The organism is Rubrivirga halophila (genome assembly GCF_046845755.1).
Taxonomy (GTDB): Bacteria; Bacteroidota; Rhodothermia; order Rhodothermales; family Rubricoccaceae; genus Rubrivirga.
This window is the reverse complement of record NZ_CP177357.1, coordinates 1,773,037-1,790,102: the sequence shown is the minus strand read 5'-3', so window position 1 is coordinate 1,790,102 and position 17,066 is coordinate 1,773,037. Positions and strand designations below refer to the sequence as shown.

Here is a 17,066-nt window from a genome sequence, read left to right as displayed (position 1 = left end):
GGCGATCGGGCATCATGCCGGCGCCGCAGGGAGACGTAGGCGATTAAGAGGCCGCTGTTGCGGGAGCGCCAGAGCGGCCCGCACCGTGCGCCGCCAGCACCGCTTCGATGGCGCGGACGATCGCCTGCGCCTTCTGGCCGTCGAGCGCGTCCGGGTGGGGCGGGGCGAACCGGCCCGCGTCATTGTCGAAGTACCGACCGGACGCGGCCGCGAACTCCTCGGACAGCGCCGCTCGGACCAGGATGTCGGCGCCGATGCCAACGTCCTTGCCCGCCATACCGAAGGCCTCCTTCACCATCTTCGTTCCCAGAAGCGACCCGGGGTTGACGGAGACCACGACCGGGCCGTCCGGGCCGAGCTCCCCGGCGAGGTGCCGCGACCATGCCGTCAGCGCCAGCTTGCTCTGGGCATACGCTGGGCCGTCGCCCAGCCGCGCACGGCCCGCGAGCGCGTCCAGGTCGACCGGCGCCTGGGCCGCCGACGACAGGTTGACGACGCGCCCGTCGGACGCGAGCAGCGGCAGGAGCCGCCGCGTCAGGAGGTAAGGCGCGACCGTGTTGACCGCGAACCGCACGTCCAGCCCGTCGGCCGTGACGGGGTGGGCCGTGGAATAGACGCCCGCGTTGTTGATGAGCACGTCGAGCCGGTCGTGCCGCTCCGCCACGGCGTCGGCCAGCGCCTCAACCTCGGCGAAATCGGCCAGGTCGGCGGAGTAGCTCTCGACGGTGCCCAAAGCCGACAGCTCCGCCTCGACGCGGGCGAGCTTGTCGGCGTTCCGGCCGTGGAGGAGCACATGGTGGCCGTCGGCGACCAATCGCCGGGCGGTCTCGAGCCCGATGCCGTCCGTCGAGCCGGTGATGAGGAGGGTCTTGGACATGTCAGGGACTGGGGGTGGGGAAGCGGGGCAGGAGGTCGTCGGCCAGGCGGCTGACAGTGTCTTCGACGTCGGCCCGGTTGAACCGGAGGTTGAGCGCAACGTGGTTGACGCCGGCCGCCTCCAGCGATTCGAGGTAGGCCGCGAGCGCGCGCACGCCCGACCGCATCCCGAGGTGGAGCGGGCGCGGCGGGGCGTCGGGGTCGCCGTCGAGGTCGACGTAGAGCGGCTGCATGACGGGCTTGTCGAACGCGCCCGACGCACGCACGCGATCGCGGTACTCGCGGACGGCCTGGGCCTGGGCGCCGACCGGGCGCGGGTACGTCATCCACCCGTCGCCGTGCCCAGCCACCCACCCAGGCGACTGGCGGCTGCTCCCGGTGACCAGGAGCGGGAGCCGCCCGGCCGTCGGCTTGGGCAACAGGTCCATCCCGCCGCCGACGCGGCCGTACCCGTTCTGGAACGCCGGGGCAGCCTCAGCCATGGTTCGGAGGTAGGCGTACGACTCGCGGAACCGCTCGCCCCGTTTTTCGAAGGGCTCGGCGAGGGCGGGGTACTCGTCGGGCCGGTCGCCGGAGGCGATGCCCAGGAGCAACCGACCGCCGGAGAGCACGTCGGCGCTGGCGGCGGCCTTGGCGACGTGCGCGGGGTGCCGGAGCGGGAGCACGATGCTGGCGACGCCGAGCGCGATCCGGTCGGTCTGCCCGGCGAGCAGGCCGAGGTAGACGAACGGGTCGAAGAGGTGGCCCGCGTCGCCGAACGACGGCACGTTGAAGGGCACGTCGCGGAGCCAGAGCGCAGCGAACCCGAGCCGCTCGGCCAGCCGGGCGCGCTCGAGGTGGCGCTCCATCGTCGGCACCGGCGACGGCGAGCCCTCGATGGGCACGACGAGCCCGAGCGTGAGCCGCTCCGGCCGGAAAACCGAGCGGTAGCCGCGGTTGAGCGGGCGGAAGCCGCGGCTCTCGCCCGGCTCCGCCGTCGTCGAATCGGTGTCCGGTTGCGGGATCATCGTCTGGCTCCGTGGTCGTGGTAGAGGGCGCGTTACTGGATCTCCTGCACGTTCACGACCAAGTCGTTCCAGGTGCGCTGGTTCTCCATGTCGAACTGGAGGCCGCCCTCGTCGGCCGACGTGAAGCGCTTGAGCGCCGGGGTCTGGCTTGTCGCCTGGTAGAGCCAGTAGGCCTCCTCCTTCAGCGCCTCCTCGATGGGCAGGTCGACGGAGGCGTAGACGGCCTGTTTGCAGGCGTTGATCGACTCGGCAGGCCACCGCGCGATGCGGCGGGCGAGACTATCGACGAACGGGCCGATCTCGTCGGGGTCGAGCGCCCGGTTGACGGTCCCGTAGGCCTCGGCCTGGTCGGCGTCGAAGTCCTGGGCGCTCAGGATGATCTCGAGGGCGCGGCCGAGGCCCGTCTGGCGGGCCATGCGCGAGGCGCCGCCGCCGCACGGCAGGATGCCCATCGCGACTTCCATCTGCATAAACGTCGCCTTGCCGCGCGCCGCGAAGCGCATGTCGCAGGCGAGCGCGAACTCGTGGCCGCCGCCGCGCGCGAACCCCTCGATCTTGGCAATAGTCGCCTGGGGCACCTTGCTGATCCGCTCCAGCACCCGCTGGAGGTCCAGGAGCTTCACCTCGCCACGTGGGACCGAGATGTCCGACATGTCCTTGAGGAAGTTGGTGTCAGCGTGTGCGACGAAGACCTCGTCGTTGGCCGACTGGAACACGACGACTTTGATCTCGCGGTCGGCTTCCAGCTTCTGGGCCAGCATGTCGAGGTCGGCCAGCATGGGCAGGCCCTGGATGTTCACGGGGCCGTAGTCGAAGGTGACCCAGGCGATGCCGTCGTCGGTCTCGACGTTGAAGGTGGTGAAGGTGTCGTAGGTCATGGGTTCAGGGGTATAGCTGAGGGGAGGGATGACGGAGGGGTTACCTGCCGGTGGGGGACGGGAGGACGTGGAAGCCACCCTCGGCGCGGACGTAGACGACGCACGGCTCGCTGGCTTCACACGCGAACGCGTGCGCCGACGGGCCTTGGGAGCCGACGTAGCTGCCTGGTTCAAGCGGGGTCGCGTCGTCGGCGCTTGGCGCCCCGTAGGCGGCGCGTCCCTGGACCACGACGGCGCGGAGCGTCTGTCCGAGTCCGTGGACCGTGGCCGCCGCCCCGGCCGGGAGTTTGAGAAGGGTGCCGCTCGGCTCGTCGTCGCGCGGGTCGCCCCAGAGGACGGCGGCCTCGGGGCCGTCGGCGGCGCCGGACGGGCTAATCCACGAGACAGTCGCGGAGTCGAGCCAGACGAGGTTGGTCGCGTCCACGTTGACCGGCCGCTCGCCGTCGTCGAACGCCTTGTCCGTCGGCTGGACGAGGTACGGCCCCTCCTGGATCTCGATGTAGGCCAGATTCGCGGCGGCGTCGGCGGCGGTGACGTGGGTCTCTCCGGCGGGCTGCGTCCAGTACGAGCCCGGCGGCATCCACATCTCCGCCGCGTCCGGGTCGTCGTTGTGGACCAGGCCCCGGATCACGACGCCGCGGTAGGTGACGTTGTGGATGTGGGGCGGCGACGAGAAGCCGTCGGCGAACTGGACCAAGAAGCCCGACGGGCCGGTGCCGGTGCGGTCGCCCCAGAGCGCGCCCGCGCGGGGGCTGGCGTCGCCGCGGGCGGGGTTGAGCGGGCTCCACTCGACCTCGGCGTACGGGACGACGGTCGCCGCGCCGACCGGCGCGTCCTGCGCGCTGGCGGAGGCCCCGAGGCAAAGGGCGAGTGGGATCAGGAAGAGAGGTCGCATGGGTGGGGTGGAATCGGTGAGGAGCGGCGTCAGGCGTCGTCGCGGGCGAGCGTCACCTTGCCGACGACGTCGCCCGACTCGGCGTGGGCGTGGGCCGCCTCGGCGTCGAACAGCCCGAAGCGCTGGTCGTCGAGGAGGGGGCGGAGCTGGCCGGCGGCGACGAGCTCGGCGGCGTAGCGGAGCGCCTCGCCGTGACGCGCACGATCCACGCCCGTCAGCATCGGCAGGAGCATGAACACGACGTGGAGCGAGAGGCCCTTCTGGTGCATCGGGCTGAGGTCGAGCGGCTGGCTCGAGGTCGTCGTGACGACGTGGCCGTTCGTTCGCGCCGCCTCAAAGGCCGTCGCGATGTTGTCGCCGCCGACGGTGTCGAAGACGACGTCGAATCCGGCCCCGCCCGTCACACGCTCCACGAGCGCCTCGGTCGACTCGGTGCGGTAGTCCGACACGTGATCGGCGCCCAGATCCTTCGCCGTCTGGCGCTTGGCATCGGACGAGGCCGTGGCCGTGACCTCGGCGCCGAGGGCCTTGGCGAGTTGGACGGCCATGTGGCCGACGCCGCCGGTCCCGCCGTAGACGAGCACGCGGTCGCCCTCATTCACCGACGTCTTCGTCCAGGCCAGCCCCTCCCACGCCGTCAGCCAGACGAGCGGGAGCGCGGCCGCTTCGCGGAACGAGAGCGAAACAGGCTTCGGCGCCAGCAGGTCGGGGTCGCAGACCATAAAGTCGGCGAGCGCACCCTGGAGCGGGCCCTCGGCCCCGGCGATGCCGCCGGCACATCCGAACACGTCATCGCCGATGGCGAATGCAGTCACGCCCTCACCGACGTCGGCGACGGTCCCGGCCACGTCCATGTGTAGGATGCGGGGCTCATCGGGTGCGAGGGCGGCGGCGGCCCCGCTCCGGATCTTGTAGTCGACGGGGTTCACGCTCGTGGCCTCGACGCGAACGAGGACCTGCCCGAGGCCGGGCGTTGGCGTGTCGAGCGTCGTCTCGCGGAAAGCGTCGGGGTCGCCAAAGTCTTCGAGGACGACGGCGGTCATAGTCTGGTCGGGCATCAGAGCAGTGGGGTGTGTTGAGCCTGGAACCGACCGTCCGTTTATTCGGTCCATCGATTCTCGTTACCCAACTCATTCGGACCGCTCATGGACTTCGGCACACTCGATCTCCGTCACCTCCGCCTGGTTCGCGCCGTCGTGGAGGAAGGCACGCTGACGGCCGCGGCCGACCGGCTCGCCCTCTCGCAGCCCGCGCTCTCGCACCAGCTCCGCGACGTCGAGGACCGGCTCGGCGTCGGCTTGTTCGAGCGGCGCGGCCGGTCGCTCGTCTTGACCGAGGCGGGCGGGCGCGTGCTGGACTCGGCGCGCGTCGTGCTCGACGAGGTCGCCCGGGCCGAGGCCGACCTCGCGGCGCTTGCGGCGGGCCGGAGCGGGACGCTGCGCGTGACGGCCCAGTGCTACACGACGTACCACTGGCTCCCGCCCGTCCTCGGCGCGTTCCGCCAGGCGTGGCCGCTCGTCGATGTCGAGATCGCCGCGGGCGCCTCGGAGCGGCCCGGCGTTGCGCTCCGCGACCGCGCCGCGGACGTGGCGCTCGTCGCGACGACGGCCGGGTTCGACGACCTCGACTTGGTGGAGCTGTTCGAGGACGAGGTCGTCGCTATCGTCCCCGAGGGCCACGCCTGGGCGGGGCAAGCACACGTCGAGCCCGCAGACTTCGACGGCGAGCACGTGTTCGTGTGGCACGACCACGCCGAGCGGGACTGCGTGCTCTCGCTCGTGGCCGAGGCCGGGGCGACGCCGGGGCGGATTACGCCGGTCCCGCTCTCGACCGAGGGCGCCGTCGGCATGGTCCGGGCCGGGCTCGGGGTCACGGCGATGGCGCGGTGGGCAGCAGACCCGTACCTCCAGCAGGGTGGGCTCGCAGCCGTGCCCGTGACCGGCGCCGGCGTCCGGCGCGGGTGGTACGCGGCGACGCGGGCGGGCGCGGAGCCGGCCTACGTCCGCGCGTTCGTCGAGGCGCTCCGGCTCCACGGCCCGCAGGTGGCGGCGATTGGCGGCGACGGACTCGCCCGCCTCCCGGTGCCGGCAGGCACTCCGGACTCCGACGCTTGACCCCATCGCTCAGATGACGGGCTCGCCGCGGCCGCAGCCCGTCACGCCAAGCTCAGGGCCCGCCCCCGCCGCTGCGCCACAGCCAGACGGCGGCGATGGTCATCACCCCGGCCTCGATGGCAACCATCAGCCACTGCTTCGGGACCGTGCCGTCGACGAGCAGGCCGAGCAGCCGGGCCGCGAGCGCGCCGGTCATGAAGTAGAACAGCGCCGTGGGGAGGCTCACGGACCAGGGCCGGAGCGCGGGGATGGCGACAACGCACAGCCCCAGCCCCAGCAGCATCCCGCCCCGCACCCGGCGCTCGACCGTCTCGAAGAGGTCTGCCGAGGGCGCGCCCGTGAGCGGCCCGAACCAGTCGGGGAACACGGCGGCGATGGCGCCGAGGACGGACAGGGCGATTCCGACGAGACCAGACGTGGACATGATGGTGGCTAGGCGGCGGGCTCGGAGACGAGATCCCACTCGAACCCGACCGCCTGCTCGGAGACCTCCCAGAGCCGCTCCATGACGGGCTTGTCGGTTGCGTGGGGATGGAGGGTGCCCTTGCCGACTGGGCCGACAAACTCCATCCGTCCGGTGGGGCCGTACAGCGCGCGCTGCTCCAGGCCCTCCTCGGTCGCGCACATGACCTCCGGCCACGAGCCCTTCTCGGCGGTCTGGACCATCGGTGTCTTGGTCATGAGCCACCAGATGAACCGCATGGTCCGGCTGCCGCTGGTGGCGATAAGCGACGTCGCCGACGAGCCGGGGTGGCAGACGTAGACCTCGACGTCGGTCCGGACCGCCGCGGCCAGCCGGTCCTGGAGCTCGTAGGCGAACATCATCTGCGCCAGCTTGCTCTGCGAGTAGACGGTGTTCGCGGCGTAGCCCTCGTCCCAGTTCATGTCGTCGAACTGGATCGTCTTGATCCCCATGTTGTAGCCGAGGCTGGCCACGACGACGATCCGGCCGTGCGATGCCTCGATGCGGTCGAACAGCAGGCCGCAGAGCAGGAAGTGGCCGTAGTGGTTCGTGCCGAGCTGACTCTCGAAGCCGTCCTCGGTGAGCCGCTGGGTCGGCACCTGGGCGATAGCGGCGTTGCAGACGAGCGCGTCGATCCGGGGGAGGGTCTGGAGGACCTCGGCCGCGGCTTGGCGCACACTCGCCAGCGAGGCGAGGTCCGTGCGGATGAACGACACGTCGGCGTCGGCGCCGAGTTCGTCCTTCAGCTCTGCGATCGCCGCCTGCGATTTCTCGACCGAGCGGTTGAGCATCACGACCGTGGCGTCTTTCTGGAGGAGCGTCCGCGCCGCCTGGAAGCCGGCGCCAGCGTTCGCGCCGGTGATGAGGAAGGTCTTGCCTTCGAGGGAGTCGAGGCGGTCGGGGGTCCAGCCCTTCGGGCCGAATGTCGTTGTGCTCATGGGTCTGACGGGGTGTGCGGTGCGCTGCGTTCGGGGGATGCTCCGGTGGCGGCCGCAGCGCGATGTGCACGATACCCTGTAACCCCATGTCTGGATGCTCCACATTCCACCCCATCCATGCCTGATTCCCTCAAGCGTGCCGGATCAGGCAGTCGCGTGGGGTACACTACGACATGACCGACCTCTCTGCCCTCGTCGCCCGGCACCTTCCCGCGCCGGGCCTCCTCGACACCCCGCTCGACGGGGTCCAGCTGTTCCGGGCCGACGGCCCCATCCCGCGCGTGAGCGCCGTGTACCCGCCGAGCCTGTGCGTCATCGTGCAGGGGACGAAGCGGGCGTACCTCCAGGGCGACACCCACGTGTTCCAAGCCGGCCAGGCCTTGTGCGTGGCGATGTCGATCCCCATCGAGACGGAGGTTCCGGCGGCGACGCCCGAGGAGCCCCTCCTGGGGCTGATGGTGAGCCTGGAGAGCCGCGTCGCCGCCGAGACGATCGTCACGTGCCAGGCCGCTCGCACGTCCGCCGAGCCCGCGGCGGGCACGGCCAATCCGATTGGGCTCGGGGTCGCGCCGGTGGACGTGGCGCTGGCGGACGCGCTAGGGCGGATGCTCGAGCTCCTCGGCCGCCCCGAGGCCGTCCGGGTCCTGGGGCCGGGGCGCGTCCGGGAAGTCCTTTACGCCGCGATGGAGGGCGAGGCCGGCGCGTTCATCCGGGGCCACCTCGGCGGGGGGCAGGAGATCGCCCGCGTCGTGGGCTACGTGCGCGACCACGTCCACGAGCCGATCTCGGTCGACGACCTGGCGCGGCGCGCGGGGATGAGCCGGTCGGCGTTCGACCGCCGGTTCAAGGAGGCCACGACCTACGCCCCGCTCCAGTTTGTCAAGGCGATGCGGCTGGGCAACGCCGCGCTCCGGCTCCGGCAGGGCGCGACGGTGAGTGAGGCCGCGTACGCCGTGGGGTACGCGAGCGCGTCGCAGTTCAGTCGGGAGTTCCGGCGCCAGTTCGGCGCGCCGCCACGGGCCTGGGGCCGCGCCCATGAAGGTGATGGGGCGCAGTCCCTGTCGGCCCCGTTCCCCGCCGTCGCGGCCTGAGTCCGTTGGGACGGCCCAGGATCGTGGTCCGACGTGCCCTCAATCCGCCTCGCGGGCAGGGGTAGGGGCCAGCGGCAGAAGCCGGAACAGCCGGACGGCCCCGGCCTCCTCGGCTTCCAGGCCGGCGGGGAGCGGCACGAGCCCGAGCGCGGCCTCCGACGCGAGCAGCCGCGCGCCCAACGCGTAGCACAGGCCCTCGACCCGGGCGACCAGATTGGTGCGCGAGTCCGGGCGTAGCGACGAGCTGGAACAGAGCGCCGAGCACGCCGACGCTGAGCCCCGCACCCCCGGCCACGTCTGGCGGCAGTGGAGCACCGCGTAGTCGCCCTCGGCGATGGCGCGTTCGATGTCGACGCGCTTGCCGGGATCCTCCCGAGCCGTCCGCTCGAAGTCCGCCACGAACGCCTCGCCACCTTCGCGGACGAGTTCTGTTCATCCAGGGGTCTACATTGCGACCCCTGAGGCACGGCGGGAGCGCGTAGGCGGCCTCGGCGCTTTCCTCCCCCATCCAGCACCCCAGAAGGCGAACCATGGACTCCTCATTCAGCGGCAAGACCGCACTCGTCACAGGCGGAGGCTCGGGGCTTGGAGAGGCCATCGGGAAGGCGCTGGCAGCGAAGGGCAGCAACGTGGTGCTGACCGACATCGACCTCGCGTCCGCCCAGCGAGTCGCGGGCGAGATCGTGGACGCCGGTGGCGTGGCGAGCGCCATCAAGCAGGACACCGCCGTGCCCGAGGACTCCGAGAGGGTCGTGAGCCACGCCGTGGACACGTACGGCGCCCTCCACTACGCCGTCAACAACGCGGGCATCGGCGGCGCGCAGGCTCCGGCGGGCGAGACGGACCTCGCCGACTGGCAGCGCGTCATCGACATCAACCTGAACGGTGTTCTGTACGGGATGCGCTACCAGATCCCCGCGATGCTCGAGGCGGGGCCGGCGCAGTGCGCCATCGTCAACATGGCCTCGATCCACGGGACGGTCGCGGCCATCGGCAACGGCGCCTACACCGCCGCCAAGCACGGAGTCGTCGGGTTGACGAAGAACGCGGCCGCGGAGTACGGGTCGGCGGGCCTCCGGGTCAACTGCGTCGGGCCGGCCTACATCGAGACCCCGTTGTTGGCGGGCCTCCCGGAGGACGCGCGCGCAGGGCTCGTCGCCCGCCACCCCCTGGGACGGCTTGGCCGCCCGGACGAGGTCGCTCCCCTAGCGTGCTTCCTGCTCTCGGACGACGCCTCGTTCATCACGGGCGGGTACTACCTGGTCGACGGAGGCTACACCGCGGTGTGAGGGAGGTGGACGAGCGCCCATAGCGCCAGGCCTCCCTGACCGCCGCCCTGTCCGCTCCAACGCGCTGCTGGCGGACAGGGCGAGCCGCGCGGGTCCCTCAACGGAAACGGTGAGGGCGCCGGCGGTATCCTCGGAGGGCCACCCGCTGACCCCGTGCCCCGGTGCGACCGACGCGCCCCTTGATCCCTCGGCGCGAGCGCGAGCGACTCGCCCGCCGCCGCGCGTCGCTCGCCGGCTCCGCGCCGACGCCGTCGATCCCGATCACGAGCGTGGTGCCCCGGACGGACCGGAGCGAGCCGCAGCCGGAGACGGATAGGGCGAGGGTGGGGCAGAGGGTCACGGGCTCGGCGGGGTCGAGGGGACGGACGGCGGGGCCTCCGCCGGACGGACCGGCGGCGCGCTGTCGATGCGGTCGAGGAGCCCCGCGATCCGCTCGCGGTCCAGGACCAGGCGCGCCGAGCGGTCGTAGGTGAGGTAGTTGTAGACCCAGTTGACGTAGACATTGGCCCGATTCCGGAACCCGACCAAGAGCGCGAGGTGGAGCCACGCCCACGCCTGCCACGCGACGAACCCGGTCAGCTTGATCCCGCCGGGCACCTCGGCGACGGCCGCGCCGCGCCCGATGGTCGCCATCGTCCCCTTGTCGACGTAGCGGAAGGGCCGGTCGTCCGGGGCCTCGCCCCTCGCCTCGGCCGCCAGCCTCCGGGCGACGTAGCGGGCCTGCTGCTGGGCGACGGGCGCGAGCTGGGGGAGCGCCTCCGGCCCGGCCGCGATGTCGCCGACGGCGTAGACCCCGGCGTGCCCCGGGACCGACAAGTCGGGGCCGACCGTGATCCGCCCGCCCCGCCCCGTCGCCGCGCCCAGCATCTCCGCCAGCCCGGCCGCCTTGACCCCCGCCGCCCACAGGACGGTCTGGGCCGGGATGCGCTCGCCGTCGATCGTCACGACCGTCGCCTGCCCACCGACGCCCTCGACGCGCTCGACGGCCGCCCCCAGCCGGACGTCCACGCCGCGCTGGCGGACCTGGCGGAGCGCGTACTGCTGGAGGTCGCGGTCGTAGGCCGTGAGCACGCCGTCGCCGGCCTCGGCTAGAATCACGCGGGCGCGGCCCACGTCGAGGTCGGGGAAGTCGTCGCGGAGCACCTTCGAGAACAGCTCGGTCAGCGCGACCGACATCTCGACGCCGGTCGGCCCACCGCCGACGACGACGAACGTCAACGCGCCGCGGTCGATCTCCGCCGGGTCGAGCGTGGCCCGCTCGAAGCGCCGGATCACGTGGCTTCGGAGGGCAACCGCCTCCTCCAAATGCTTGAGCCCGAACGCGTAGTCGTCCACGCCCGGCACGCCGAACGAGGCCGTCTCGGCGCCCGCCGCGATCACGAGCCGGTCGAACGGGACCGGCTCGCCTTGGGCCGTCAGCAGCTCGCGCGCGTCCCAGTCCACGCCCGTCGCCTGGGCCATCCGGAAGCGGACGTTGCCCTGGCCGTGGAACACGCCGCGGACGGCGTGGGCGATCTCCTCGGCCTCCAGCGCCGCCGTGGCGACTTGGTACAGCAGCGGCTGGAAGAGGTGGTAGTTGTTGCGGTCGACGAGCGTGATCTCGACGGGCTCGCCGTCGAGCTCCTGGGCCAGCCGGAGCCCGCCGAACCCGGCCCCGACGCAGACCACGCGCATGGCGCCGTCGGGGGGCGGGACGGGACGACGACGGGCCCGGACGACCCAGACGCTCAGGGCGAGGGTGAGGGCGGCGGCGAGCGCGAGAAGGAGCGGGTCCATGGGGAGGCGTGGAGAGGACGGTCGGGTGGGAGATGAGCGCGGCTATGGATGCCAATTGGGAGTCGCGGTCGTGGGGCCGGGGGCTCCCAGAGGGCGTCAAGGGGGCGGCGCAACGGGCAGGCCGTCGAAGGCGAGGCCCGTGGCTCGGGAAACGCGCCGGGCGGTCAGCGGCTCGCCTCCGGTTCCCGGACGAACCGCCCCGCCTCCAGGTCCCGGACGGCCTGCTCGATCTCGGCCCGACTCGTCATCACGAACGGGCCGTGCCCGACGACCGGGTCGCCGAGGGGCTCGCCGCTCAGGACCAACACCCGGGCCCCGCCCTCTGACGTGAGGACCGCTCGGCCCGCGCCCCGGTCGAGGACGCCGACCTGGCCCCCGCCGATGGGCGTGTCGCCCATCGTCACGGTCCCTCGGAGCACGGCCAGGAGGGCCGTCCGACCCGCCTCGAAGTCCAGCGATGCCCGCCCGCCCGCGTCGAGGCGGAGGTCCCAGACGTCGATCGGGCTGAACGTCCGCGCCGGCCCCTCGTGTGCTCCGAACGCCCCGGCGATGACGCGGAGCTCTCCGCCCCGATCCGGCAACGGGACGACGGGGATGGCCTCCCGCTCGATCCGCTGGTAGGCGGGGGCCGTCATCTTGTGCGCGGCCGGCAGGTTTACCCAGAGTTGGACCATCTCGAACGTCCCGCCTCGCTGGGCGAACGTTGGGGAGTGGCGCTCGCTGTGGAGGATCCCTGAGCCGGCCGTCATCCACTGCACGTCGCCCGGGCCGATCGTACCGCCGGCGCCCGTCGAGTCGCGGTGCTCGGCCTCCCCGTCGTAGACGATGGAGACGGTCTCGAACCCGCGGTGCGGGTGCTTCCCGACCCCCCGCCTCCTGTCCGTGGGCTCGAAGTGCTCCGGCCCAGCGTGGTCGAGGAGGAGGAAGGGACTCAAGTCGTGCCGCTTGTCGAGGTACGAGAACAGTGAGCGGACGGGGAACCCGTCGCCGACCCAGTGCGGGCCCTCGGTGGTCAGGACGTCAAGGACGACCTTCGTGGGGGAGGCGTGCGAAGAGGCGTTCATACCGATTAGGGGGGACGAGAGAGAGGTGAGAACGGGAGCTCCGAAGGGCTAGAGCGCGGCCCAGCGGCCCCACGCGACAAACAGCGCGAGGCCCAGCAGGACGGCGTTCATCGCCACGCTCGACCACTCGCCGCGGCGGAGGTGGGTGATCGCGGCGCCTACCATCGTGGCCCCGAGACCGAGCGCGGCGAGGGGCGTCAGCCACGGGGCCACGCCGAGCGCCCACGGGAGCACGACGCCGAGGGCCCCGAGCACCTCGAGGAGACCGATCAGGCGGAGGGTGCCGTCGCCAAAGCCGGCGACGGCGGGGATCGACGCGCGGACGTCGGCGGGGGGACGGGTCAGCTTCATGGCGCCGGCGGCGGCGAAGACGAGGGCGAGCAAGGCCTGGGCGGCCCAGAGAGCGAGGTTCATGGGGTCAGGGTTTAGGAGTAAACCGTTGAGGGAAAAAAGGGGATCAGTCGAGCGCCTGGTCGATCTTGCGGAGGAGGGCGCTGAGCTGCTGGAGTTCGGCGTCGGTGAGGGCGCCGAGGACGGTGTGGACGCCCGCGTCGTGGTCCCGGAGCACGCGGTCCATGACGGCGAGCCCTTGGGACGTGAGGTGGAGCGCGTACGCGCGGCCGTCGGCGTCGCGGCGCAGGAGGCCGCGGGCCTCGAGCCGGTGCACGTGCTGCGAGACGTTCCCCTTCGTCACGCCCAGGCGGTCGGCGCAGTCCTGCTGGCTCGTCCCGTCGTGGACGCCGGCCTCGACGAGCACGTCGAACTGGCCGCCGCTGAGGCCGGCCGCCTCGATCGGGCCCGCGATGTGGCGGCGGGCCTTCTTGACGACACGCACGAGCCGGACCCACGTGAGGAGGGCGGCGTCGCGCTGGCGGCGGCGGAAGAGGGGGAACATCGTCACTGTTCAGGGCTAAACTGTCGACATCAACCCCGAGCCCGACCGCCGGTTCCCGCTCCCGTGAGCCGGCGATCGCTCCTGACTCCACCGTCCCCTTTGCCATGCCCGCCAAGATCACCGTCGTCTTCTACACCACCTACGGCCACAACCACGCCATGGCCGAGATCGCCGCCGAGGCCGCCCGCGAGGCCGGCGCCGAGGTCCGCCTCCGCCAGGTCCGCGAGACGGCGCCCGCCGAGGTCGTCGAGGCACAACAAGCGTGGAAGGCCCAGCAGGAGCGGATGACCGACATCCCCACCGCCTCCGCCGACGACATGGAGTGGGCCGACGGCTACCTGTTCTCGTCGCCCACGCGCTTTGGCGGCGCGGCGAGCCAGATGCGCTCGTTTATCGACACGCTCGGGCCGCTGTGGCAGAAGGGCGCCCTCGCCGACAAGACGTTCACGGCCATGACGAGCGCCCAGAACGTCCACGGCGGGCAGGAGACCACGCTCCACACGTTGTACGTCACGGCCATGCACTGGGGCTGCGTCCTCGTGCCCCCGGGCTACACCGGCGACTCGGTCTTCGCCTCGGGCGGCAACCCCTACGGCGCGAGCGTGACGGCCACCGGCCCGGACGTGGACGCCGAGACGGCCGAGGCCATCCGGCACCAGGCGCGCCGGCTCGTTCGGTTCACGGACAAGCTCGCGTAAGGCGGGGGCGTCCCGGCGTACCGCCCACCTCGCCGCCGTCCTCCGCCGGGGCCTACGCGGTCCCGGCGGCTGGTGCCGCGTCGAGCGGCAGGAGCCGGAACAGCCGAACGGCCCCGGCCCGGCCGCGGAGCTCGACCGCCCCGACCTCCTCGGACTCCATTCCGGCCGGGAGGGGCGCGAGCCCGAGCGCGGCCTCCGACGCCAAGAGCCGTGCGCCCAGCGCGTGGCACTGCCCCTCGACGCGGGCCGCCACGTTGACGGCGTCGCCGGTGTGGACAAGGTCCTTCTTGAGCGTCCCCACCTCGGCCGTGACGACGACGCCCGCGTGCAAGCCCGCCTTGTAGCGCGGGACCTCGCCGTAGCGGTCGCGGTAGCGGTCGGCGCGCGCGGCGACGGCCTCGTCCAGGAGCAGGACCGTCTCGGCTGGGTGCCGCGCCAGCCGCCCGTTTTTCACCCGCCACGTGACCACGACCTCGTCGCCGACGTACTGGGTTATCTGCCCGCCCGTCGCCAGAATCGGCGCGGCGACGTCTCGGAAAAAGTCGTTCTTGAACGCGTGGTACTCGGCCGGCCCGAGCCGCTGGGCGATGCCGGTCGAGTCGGTGAGGTCGAGAAACAGGAACGCCCGCTCCTCGCGGACGGGTACGCGGTACCGGCCCACAAACAAGGCCGCGAGCGCCGACGGCCCGAGCACGAGCCGGACCTCGCGGCCGAAGTTCATGACCGCCGAGGCCGCCACCAGGACGACCACGCCGAGCCAGAACTGGGGCCCATGGAAATAGGCCTGGACCTCGGGGCGGGCGAATCCCTCGGCGAGCCCCTGTCCGTCGTAGCGGGCCAAGCTCCACGCCAAGAGAGCGGTCGCGACGGCGATCCACGCCGCGACGTAGAACACCGTCCGCCCGAGCGCCGCCCGGAGCGGCGAGGCGTCGCGTGCGAACCGGGGCATGGCGACAAGCTCGAACGCCGCGCCGATCACACCGAGGCCCAGCCCGCCGACGACCACCAGCTCCCAGTCGAGCGTGTTCCACTCGGGCGTGAAGGCGGGGGCCATGGCGAGCGCGACCAGGACCCACCCGAGCACGTAGCGGGCGCCGGTCCAGGCGGTCTGCCGTTGGAGGCGGGAGAGCGACACGGTCAGGCGGTAGCGTGCCGCTCGGCACGCGCCGCGAGCGCCTGGAGGTCCGGGACGTCGAGGGTCGCCTGCGGCGCCCCGACCACGCCCGCCTCGACGAGCGCGCGGCCGAGTTGGTCGGTGTCGAGGTAGTGCCGCGCGAACACGCGCCGGAAGACCGGCATGAGCGGGGTCATCGCGGCGTAGAGCGCGCGGTACAGCGCCGTCCGCGAGACGGCCCCGCCGACGGGCTGGATAAAGCCGGGGCGGGCGTTATACGCGGCCCGGAAAGGCAGCGCGAGTAGGGCGTCCTCGGTCTCGCCCTTGACGCGAGCCCACATCTGTCGGCCGCCGCGGTCGGTGCCCTGCCCCGAGACGTAGACGTACGTCATGGCCGGGTTCCGCTCGGCGAGCTGGCGAGCCACGGACAGCGTGAGGTCGTAGGTGACGTCCCGATAGTCGGCCTCGCTCATGCCCGCCGACGAGACGCCCAAGCAGAACAGACAGGCATCGGCCTGGGCCAGGCGGTCCGCCAACGGGCCGAGGTCGGACAGGTCGGTGTGGACGATCTCGTCAAGCTTGGGGTGCTCGCGGCCCGTCGCGCGGCGGCCGACGGTGACGACCCGCGTCACGCGGTCGTCATGGAGGGCGGCGGTCAGGGCGCCGTGGCCGATCATGCCGGTGGCGCCGAAGAGGAGGACGGTCATGGACGGGCGCCGGGGCGCGGGACGAGGGCGAGGACGGAGTCGGGGAGCCCCGTCGAGATCGCAGGGGCTTCTGTCGCGGCTTCCCAAGGGAGCTCAGGCCACCACGGCTCGGTTGGGTAATCGGTGGGCGTGACGCTCTCGCCGGGGCGCGGGAAAGCGACGGCAACGCCAGCAGCCGCGGCCGCTCGGCGGACGCGCTCGGCGGGCTCGGTCCACCCGTGGAGCGCGAGGTCGAAGAGCCCCCAATGGACCGGTACCAGGAGCCCGCCCGTGCCGCCCTGCACCATCCGGTGCGCGGCGACGGCCTGCTCTGGCCCGAGGTGGACGTCGGCCCACGCGGCGTCGTAGGCGCCGGACTCCACGAGGGTCACGTCGAACGGCCCGAGGCGGCGCCCGACCTCGGCGAACTCGGGCGTGAGCGCGGTGTCGCCCGAGTACCACACCCGCGCCGAGTCGCCGACGACGGCCCAGCCGGTCCACAACGTCCGGTCGCGGGCGAGGGATCGGCCCGAGAAGTGGCGCGCGGGCGTGCTCACCACGCGAACGCCCGCGACCTCGGCCTCTCCCCACCAATCAAGCTCGGTGATGGTCTCGGGCGCGACGCCCCACGCCTCGAGGTGCGCCCCGACGCCGAGTGGGACGAGCCATCGGAACACGCGCTCGGCGAGGGCGCGGACCGTGGCCACGTCGAGGTGGTCGTAGTGGTCGTGCGAGATGGCGACCGCGTCGAGCGGCGGGAGGTCGTCGAGCGCGAGGGGCGGGGTGTTGAAGCGGGCCGGGCCGAACCACGAGGCTGGACTCGCGCGCTCGCCCCAGACGGGGTCCACGAGCACGCGCGCGCCCTCCAACTCGACCAGCAGCGTCGAATGCCCGAGCCACGTCACGCGCAGGCCGTCGGGCGCCTGGGCAAAGTCGGCCGCCGTACGCTGGGAGACCGGGAGGACCTCTTCGGGCTCGCGGTAGTCACTCCCGCCCGTGACGTACTCCCAGAAGACACCGAGGGACGCGCCGTCCAGCACCGTCGGGAGCGCGTTGCGGAACCGGCCGTCGCGGTACTGCGGCGACCGCTCGATCTGCTCTAGCCGCTCGCCCTCCGGTGCCTCGCCCAGAGCGCTCACCACCGAGCACCCCACGGCGCCGGCCACGAGCGCGAGCGCGAGGGCAATCCGGCCCAGCCGGCGGCGCCAGCGGGGCAGGCGCGGCGGACGAGAAACGGGCGGAGCGGCTGTCACAGCGAGGGCGGATGCGGAGCGCCCTCAGA

At 72.5% G+C, this 17,066-nt stretch carries 19 protein-coding genes; 4 read left to right on the top strand and 15 right to left on the bottom strand.

What is annotated here, in order from left to right; genetic code table 11:
* Nucleotides 1–43 precede the first annotated feature (43 nt).
* The 5 genes from ACLIRP_RS07850 to ACLIRP_RS07830 are packed head-to-tail and all read right to left on the bottom strand — an operon-like array spanning nt 44 to nt 4,714.
* Complete coding sequence (locus ACLIRP_RS07850) at nt 44–877, bottom strand: SDR family NAD(P)-dependent oxidoreductase (RefSeq protein ID WP_412063415.1); 834 nt, start codon at nt 875–877, stop codon at nt 44–46.
* Nucleotide 878: 1 nt separating this feature from the next.
* A complete protein-coding gene (locus ACLIRP_RS07845; protein ID WP_412063414.1) occupies nt 879–1,883 on the bottom strand; it encodes an LLM class oxidoreductase in 1,005 nt (334 codons plus the stop codon).
* Between the two features lie 32 nt (nt 1,884–1,915).
* Nucleotides 1,916–2,761 carry an enoyl-CoA hydratase/isomerase family protein gene (locus tag ACLIRP_RS07840; protein ID WP_412063413.1) on the bottom strand — a complete coding sequence of 282 codons (846 nt, stop codon included), beginning with the start codon at nt 2,759–2,761 and terminating at the stop codon, nt 1,916–1,918.
* Between the two features lie 40 nt (nt 2,762–2,801).
* A complete protein-coding gene (locus ACLIRP_RS07835; RefSeq protein ID WP_412063412.1) occupies nt 2,802–3,656 on the bottom strand; it encodes a DUF4437 domain-containing protein in 855 nt (284 codons plus the stop codon).
* 29 nt (nt 3,657–3,685) lie between these two features.
* Nucleotides 3,686–4,714, bottom strand: a complete 1,029-nt coding sequence (locus ACLIRP_RS07830; RefSeq protein ID WP_412063411.1) for a zinc-dependent alcohol dehydrogenase family protein — start codon at nt 4,712–4,714, stop codon at nt 3,686–3,688.
* An 87-nt stretch (nt 4,715–4,801) separates the two neighbouring features.
* Between ACLIRP_RS07830 and ACLIRP_RS07825 the strand changes: the two genes are divergently transcribed.
* Nucleotides 4,802–5,770 carry a LysR family transcriptional regulator gene (locus ACLIRP_RS07825; RefSeq protein ID WP_412063410.1) on the top strand — a complete coding sequence of 323 codons (969 nt, stop codon included), beginning with the start codon at nt 4,802–4,804 and terminating at the stop codon, nt 5,768–5,770.
* Between the two features lie 52 nt (nt 5,771–5,822).
* Here ACLIRP_RS07825 and ACLIRP_RS07820 read toward each other — a convergent pair whose 3' ends face one another.
* On the bottom strand, nt 5,823–6,194 hold the full coding sequence (locus ACLIRP_RS07820; protein WP_412063409.1) for a hypothetical protein: 372 nt from the start codon (nt 6,192–6,194) through the stop codon (nt 5,823–5,825).
* An 8-nt stretch (nt 6,195–6,202) separates the two neighbouring features.
* Nucleotides 6,203–7,171 (bottom strand): SDR family oxidoreductase, encoded by a 969-nt coding sequence (locus ACLIRP_RS07815; protein ID WP_412063408.1) that lies wholly within the window; start codon nt 7,169–7,171, stop codon nt 6,203–6,205.
* A 173-nt stretch (nt 7,172–7,344) separates the two neighbouring features.
* Here ACLIRP_RS07815 and ACLIRP_RS07810 point away from each other — a divergent pair, with 173 nt between their 5' ends.
* Nucleotides 7,345–8,262, top strand: a complete 918-nt coding sequence (locus ACLIRP_RS07810) for an AraC family transcriptional regulator N-terminal domain-containing protein (protein WP_412063407.1) — start codon at nt 7,345–7,347, stop codon at nt 8,260–8,262.
* Between the two features lie 39 nt (nt 8,263–8,301).
* Here ACLIRP_RS07810 and ACLIRP_RS07805 read toward each other — a convergent pair whose 3' ends face one another.
* A complete protein-coding gene (locus ACLIRP_RS07805) occupies nt 8,302–8,661 on the bottom strand; it encodes a hypothetical protein (RefSeq protein WP_412063406.1) in 360 nt (119 codons plus the stop codon).
* A gap of 131 nt (nt 8,662–8,792) precedes the next feature.
* Between ACLIRP_RS07805 and ACLIRP_RS07800 the strand changes: the two genes are divergently transcribed.
* A complete protein-coding gene (locus ACLIRP_RS07800; protein ID WP_412063405.1) occupies nt 8,793–9,551 on the top strand; it encodes an SDR family NAD(P)-dependent oxidoreductase in 759 nt (252 codons plus the stop codon).
* Nucleotides 9,552–9,887: 336 nt separating this feature from the next.
* Here the strand turns inward: ACLIRP_RS07800 and ACLIRP_RS07795 are convergent, their stop codons facing one another.
* The 4 genes from ACLIRP_RS07795 to ACLIRP_RS07780 form a co-directional block, all read right to left on the bottom strand.
* Nucleotides 9,888–11,327 (bottom strand): NAD(P)/FAD-dependent oxidoreductase, encoded by a 1,440-nt coding sequence (locus tag ACLIRP_RS07795; protein ID WP_412063404.1) that lies wholly within the window; start codon nt 11,325–11,327, stop codon nt 9,888–9,890.
* Nucleotides 11,328–11,491: 164 nt separating this feature from the next.
* A complete protein-coding gene (locus ACLIRP_RS07790; RefSeq protein WP_412063403.1) occupies nt 11,492–12,391 on the bottom strand; it encodes a pirin family protein in 900 nt (299 codons plus the stop codon).
* 48 nt (nt 12,392–12,439) lie between these two features.
* Complete coding sequence (locus ACLIRP_RS07785) at nt 12,440–12,805, bottom strand: DoxX family protein (RefSeq protein WP_412063402.1); 366 nt, start codon at nt 12,803–12,805, stop codon at nt 12,440–12,442.
* Nucleotides 12,806–12,848: 43 nt separating this feature from the next.
* Entirely contained in the window at nt 12,849–13,286 is a 438-nt protein-coding gene (locus tag ACLIRP_RS07780) for a MarR family winged helix-turn-helix transcriptional regulator (protein ID WP_412063401.1), read from the bottom strand.
* Nucleotides 13,287–13,390: 104 nt separating this feature from the next.
* Between ACLIRP_RS07780 and wrbA the strand changes: the two genes are divergently transcribed.
* Nucleotides 13,391–13,984 (top strand): NAD(P)H:quinone oxidoreductase, encoded by a 594-nt coding sequence (gene wrbA / locus ACLIRP_RS07775; RefSeq protein ID WP_412063400.1) that lies wholly within the window; start codon nt 13,391–13,393, stop codon nt 13,982–13,984.
* A gap of 52 nt (nt 13,985–14,036) precedes the next feature.
* Here wrbA and ACLIRP_RS07770 read toward each other — a convergent pair whose 3' ends face one another.
* The 3 genes from ACLIRP_RS07770 to ACLIRP_RS07760 are packed head-to-tail and all read right to left on the bottom strand — an operon-like array spanning nt 14,037 to nt 17,037.
* Entirely contained in the window at nt 14,037–15,119 is a 1,083-nt protein-coding gene (locus ACLIRP_RS07770) for an adenylate/guanylate cyclase domain-containing protein (protein WP_412063399.1), read from the bottom strand.
* A gap of 2 nt (nt 15,120–15,121) precedes the next feature.
* Nucleotides 15,122–15,805, bottom strand: a complete 684-nt coding sequence (locus ACLIRP_RS07765; protein WP_412063398.1) for an NAD-dependent epimerase/dehydratase family protein — start codon at nt 15,803–15,805, stop codon at nt 15,122–15,124.
* Complete coding sequence (locus tag ACLIRP_RS07760; RefSeq protein WP_412063397.1) at nt 15,802–17,037, bottom strand: MBL fold metallo-hydrolase; 1,236 nt, start codon at nt 17,035–17,037, stop codon at nt 15,802–15,804. Before ACLIRP_RS07760 ends, ACLIRP_RS07765 begins: the two co-directional genes overlap by 4 nt.
* Nucleotides 17,038–17,066 lie beyond the last annotated feature (29 nt).

What these genes read in the sequence shown, in the direction of transcription:
- ACLIRP_RS07800 (WP_412063405.1), top strand. Translation starts at nt 8,793, where the DNA reads ATGGACTCCTCATTCAGCGGCAAGACCGCACTCGTCACAGGCGGAGGC.
- ACLIRP_RS07810 (WP_412063407.1), top strand. Translation starts at nt 7,345, where the DNA reads ATGACCGACCTCTCTGCCCTCGTCGCCCGGCACCTTCCCGCGCCGGGC.
- ACLIRP_RS07815 (WP_412063408.1), bottom strand. Translation starts at nt 7,171, where the DNA reads ATGAGCACAACGACATTCGGCCCGAAGGGCTGGACCCCCGACCGCCTC.
- wrbA (WP_412063400.1), top strand. Translation starts at nt 13,391, where the DNA reads ATGCCCGCCAAGATCACCGTCGTCTTCTACACCACCTACGGCCACAAC.
- ACLIRP_RS07825 (WP_412063410.1), top strand. Translation starts at nt 4,802, where the DNA reads ATGGACTTCGGCACACTCGATCTCCGTCACCTCCGCCTGGTTCGCGCC.
- ACLIRP_RS07840 (WP_412063413.1), bottom strand. Translation starts at nt 2,761, where the DNA reads ATGACCTACGACACCTTCACCACCTTCAACGTCGAGACCGACGACGGC.
- ACLIRP_RS07830 (WP_412063411.1), bottom strand. Translation starts at nt 4,714, where the DNA reads ATGCCCGACCAGACTATGACCGCCGTCGTCCTCGAAGACTTTGGCGAC.
- ACLIRP_RS07820 (WP_412063409.1), bottom strand. Translation starts at nt 6,194, where the DNA reads ATGTCCACGTCTGGTCTCGTCGGAATCGCCCTGTCCGTCCTCGGCGCC.
- ACLIRP_RS07795 (WP_412063404.1), bottom strand. Translation starts at nt 11,327, where the DNA reads ATGGACCCGCTCCTTCTCGCGCTCGCCGCCGCCCTCACCCTCGCCCTG.
- ACLIRP_RS07785 (WP_412063402.1), bottom strand. Translation starts at nt 12,805, where the DNA reads ATGAACCTCGCTCTCTGGGCCGCCCAGGCCTTGCTCGCCCTCGTCTTC.
- ACLIRP_RS07835 (WP_412063412.1), bottom strand. Translation starts at nt 3,656, where the DNA reads ATGCGACCTCTCTTCCTGATCCCACTCGCCCTTTGCCTCGGGGCCTCC.
- ACLIRP_RS07780 (WP_412063401.1), bottom strand. Translation starts at nt 13,286, where the DNA reads ATGTTCCCCCTCTTCCGCCGCCGCCAGCGCGACGCCGCCCTCCTCACG.
- ACLIRP_RS07790 (WP_412063403.1), bottom strand. Translation starts at nt 12,391, where the DNA reads ATGAACGCCTCTTCGCACGCCTCCCCCACGAAGGTCGTCCTTGACGTC.
- ACLIRP_RS07765 (WP_412063398.1), bottom strand. Translation starts at nt 15,805, where the DNA reads ATGACCGTCCTCCTCTTCGGCGCCACCGGCATGATCGGCCACGGCGCC.
- ACLIRP_RS07850 (WP_412063415.1), bottom strand. Translation starts at nt 877, where the DNA reads ATGTCCAAGACCCTCCTCATCACCGGCTCGACGGACGGCATCGGGCTC.
- ACLIRP_RS07845 (WP_412063414.1), bottom strand. Translation starts at nt 1,883, where the DNA reads ATGATCCCGCAACCGGACACCGATTCGACGACGGCGGAGCCGGGCGAG.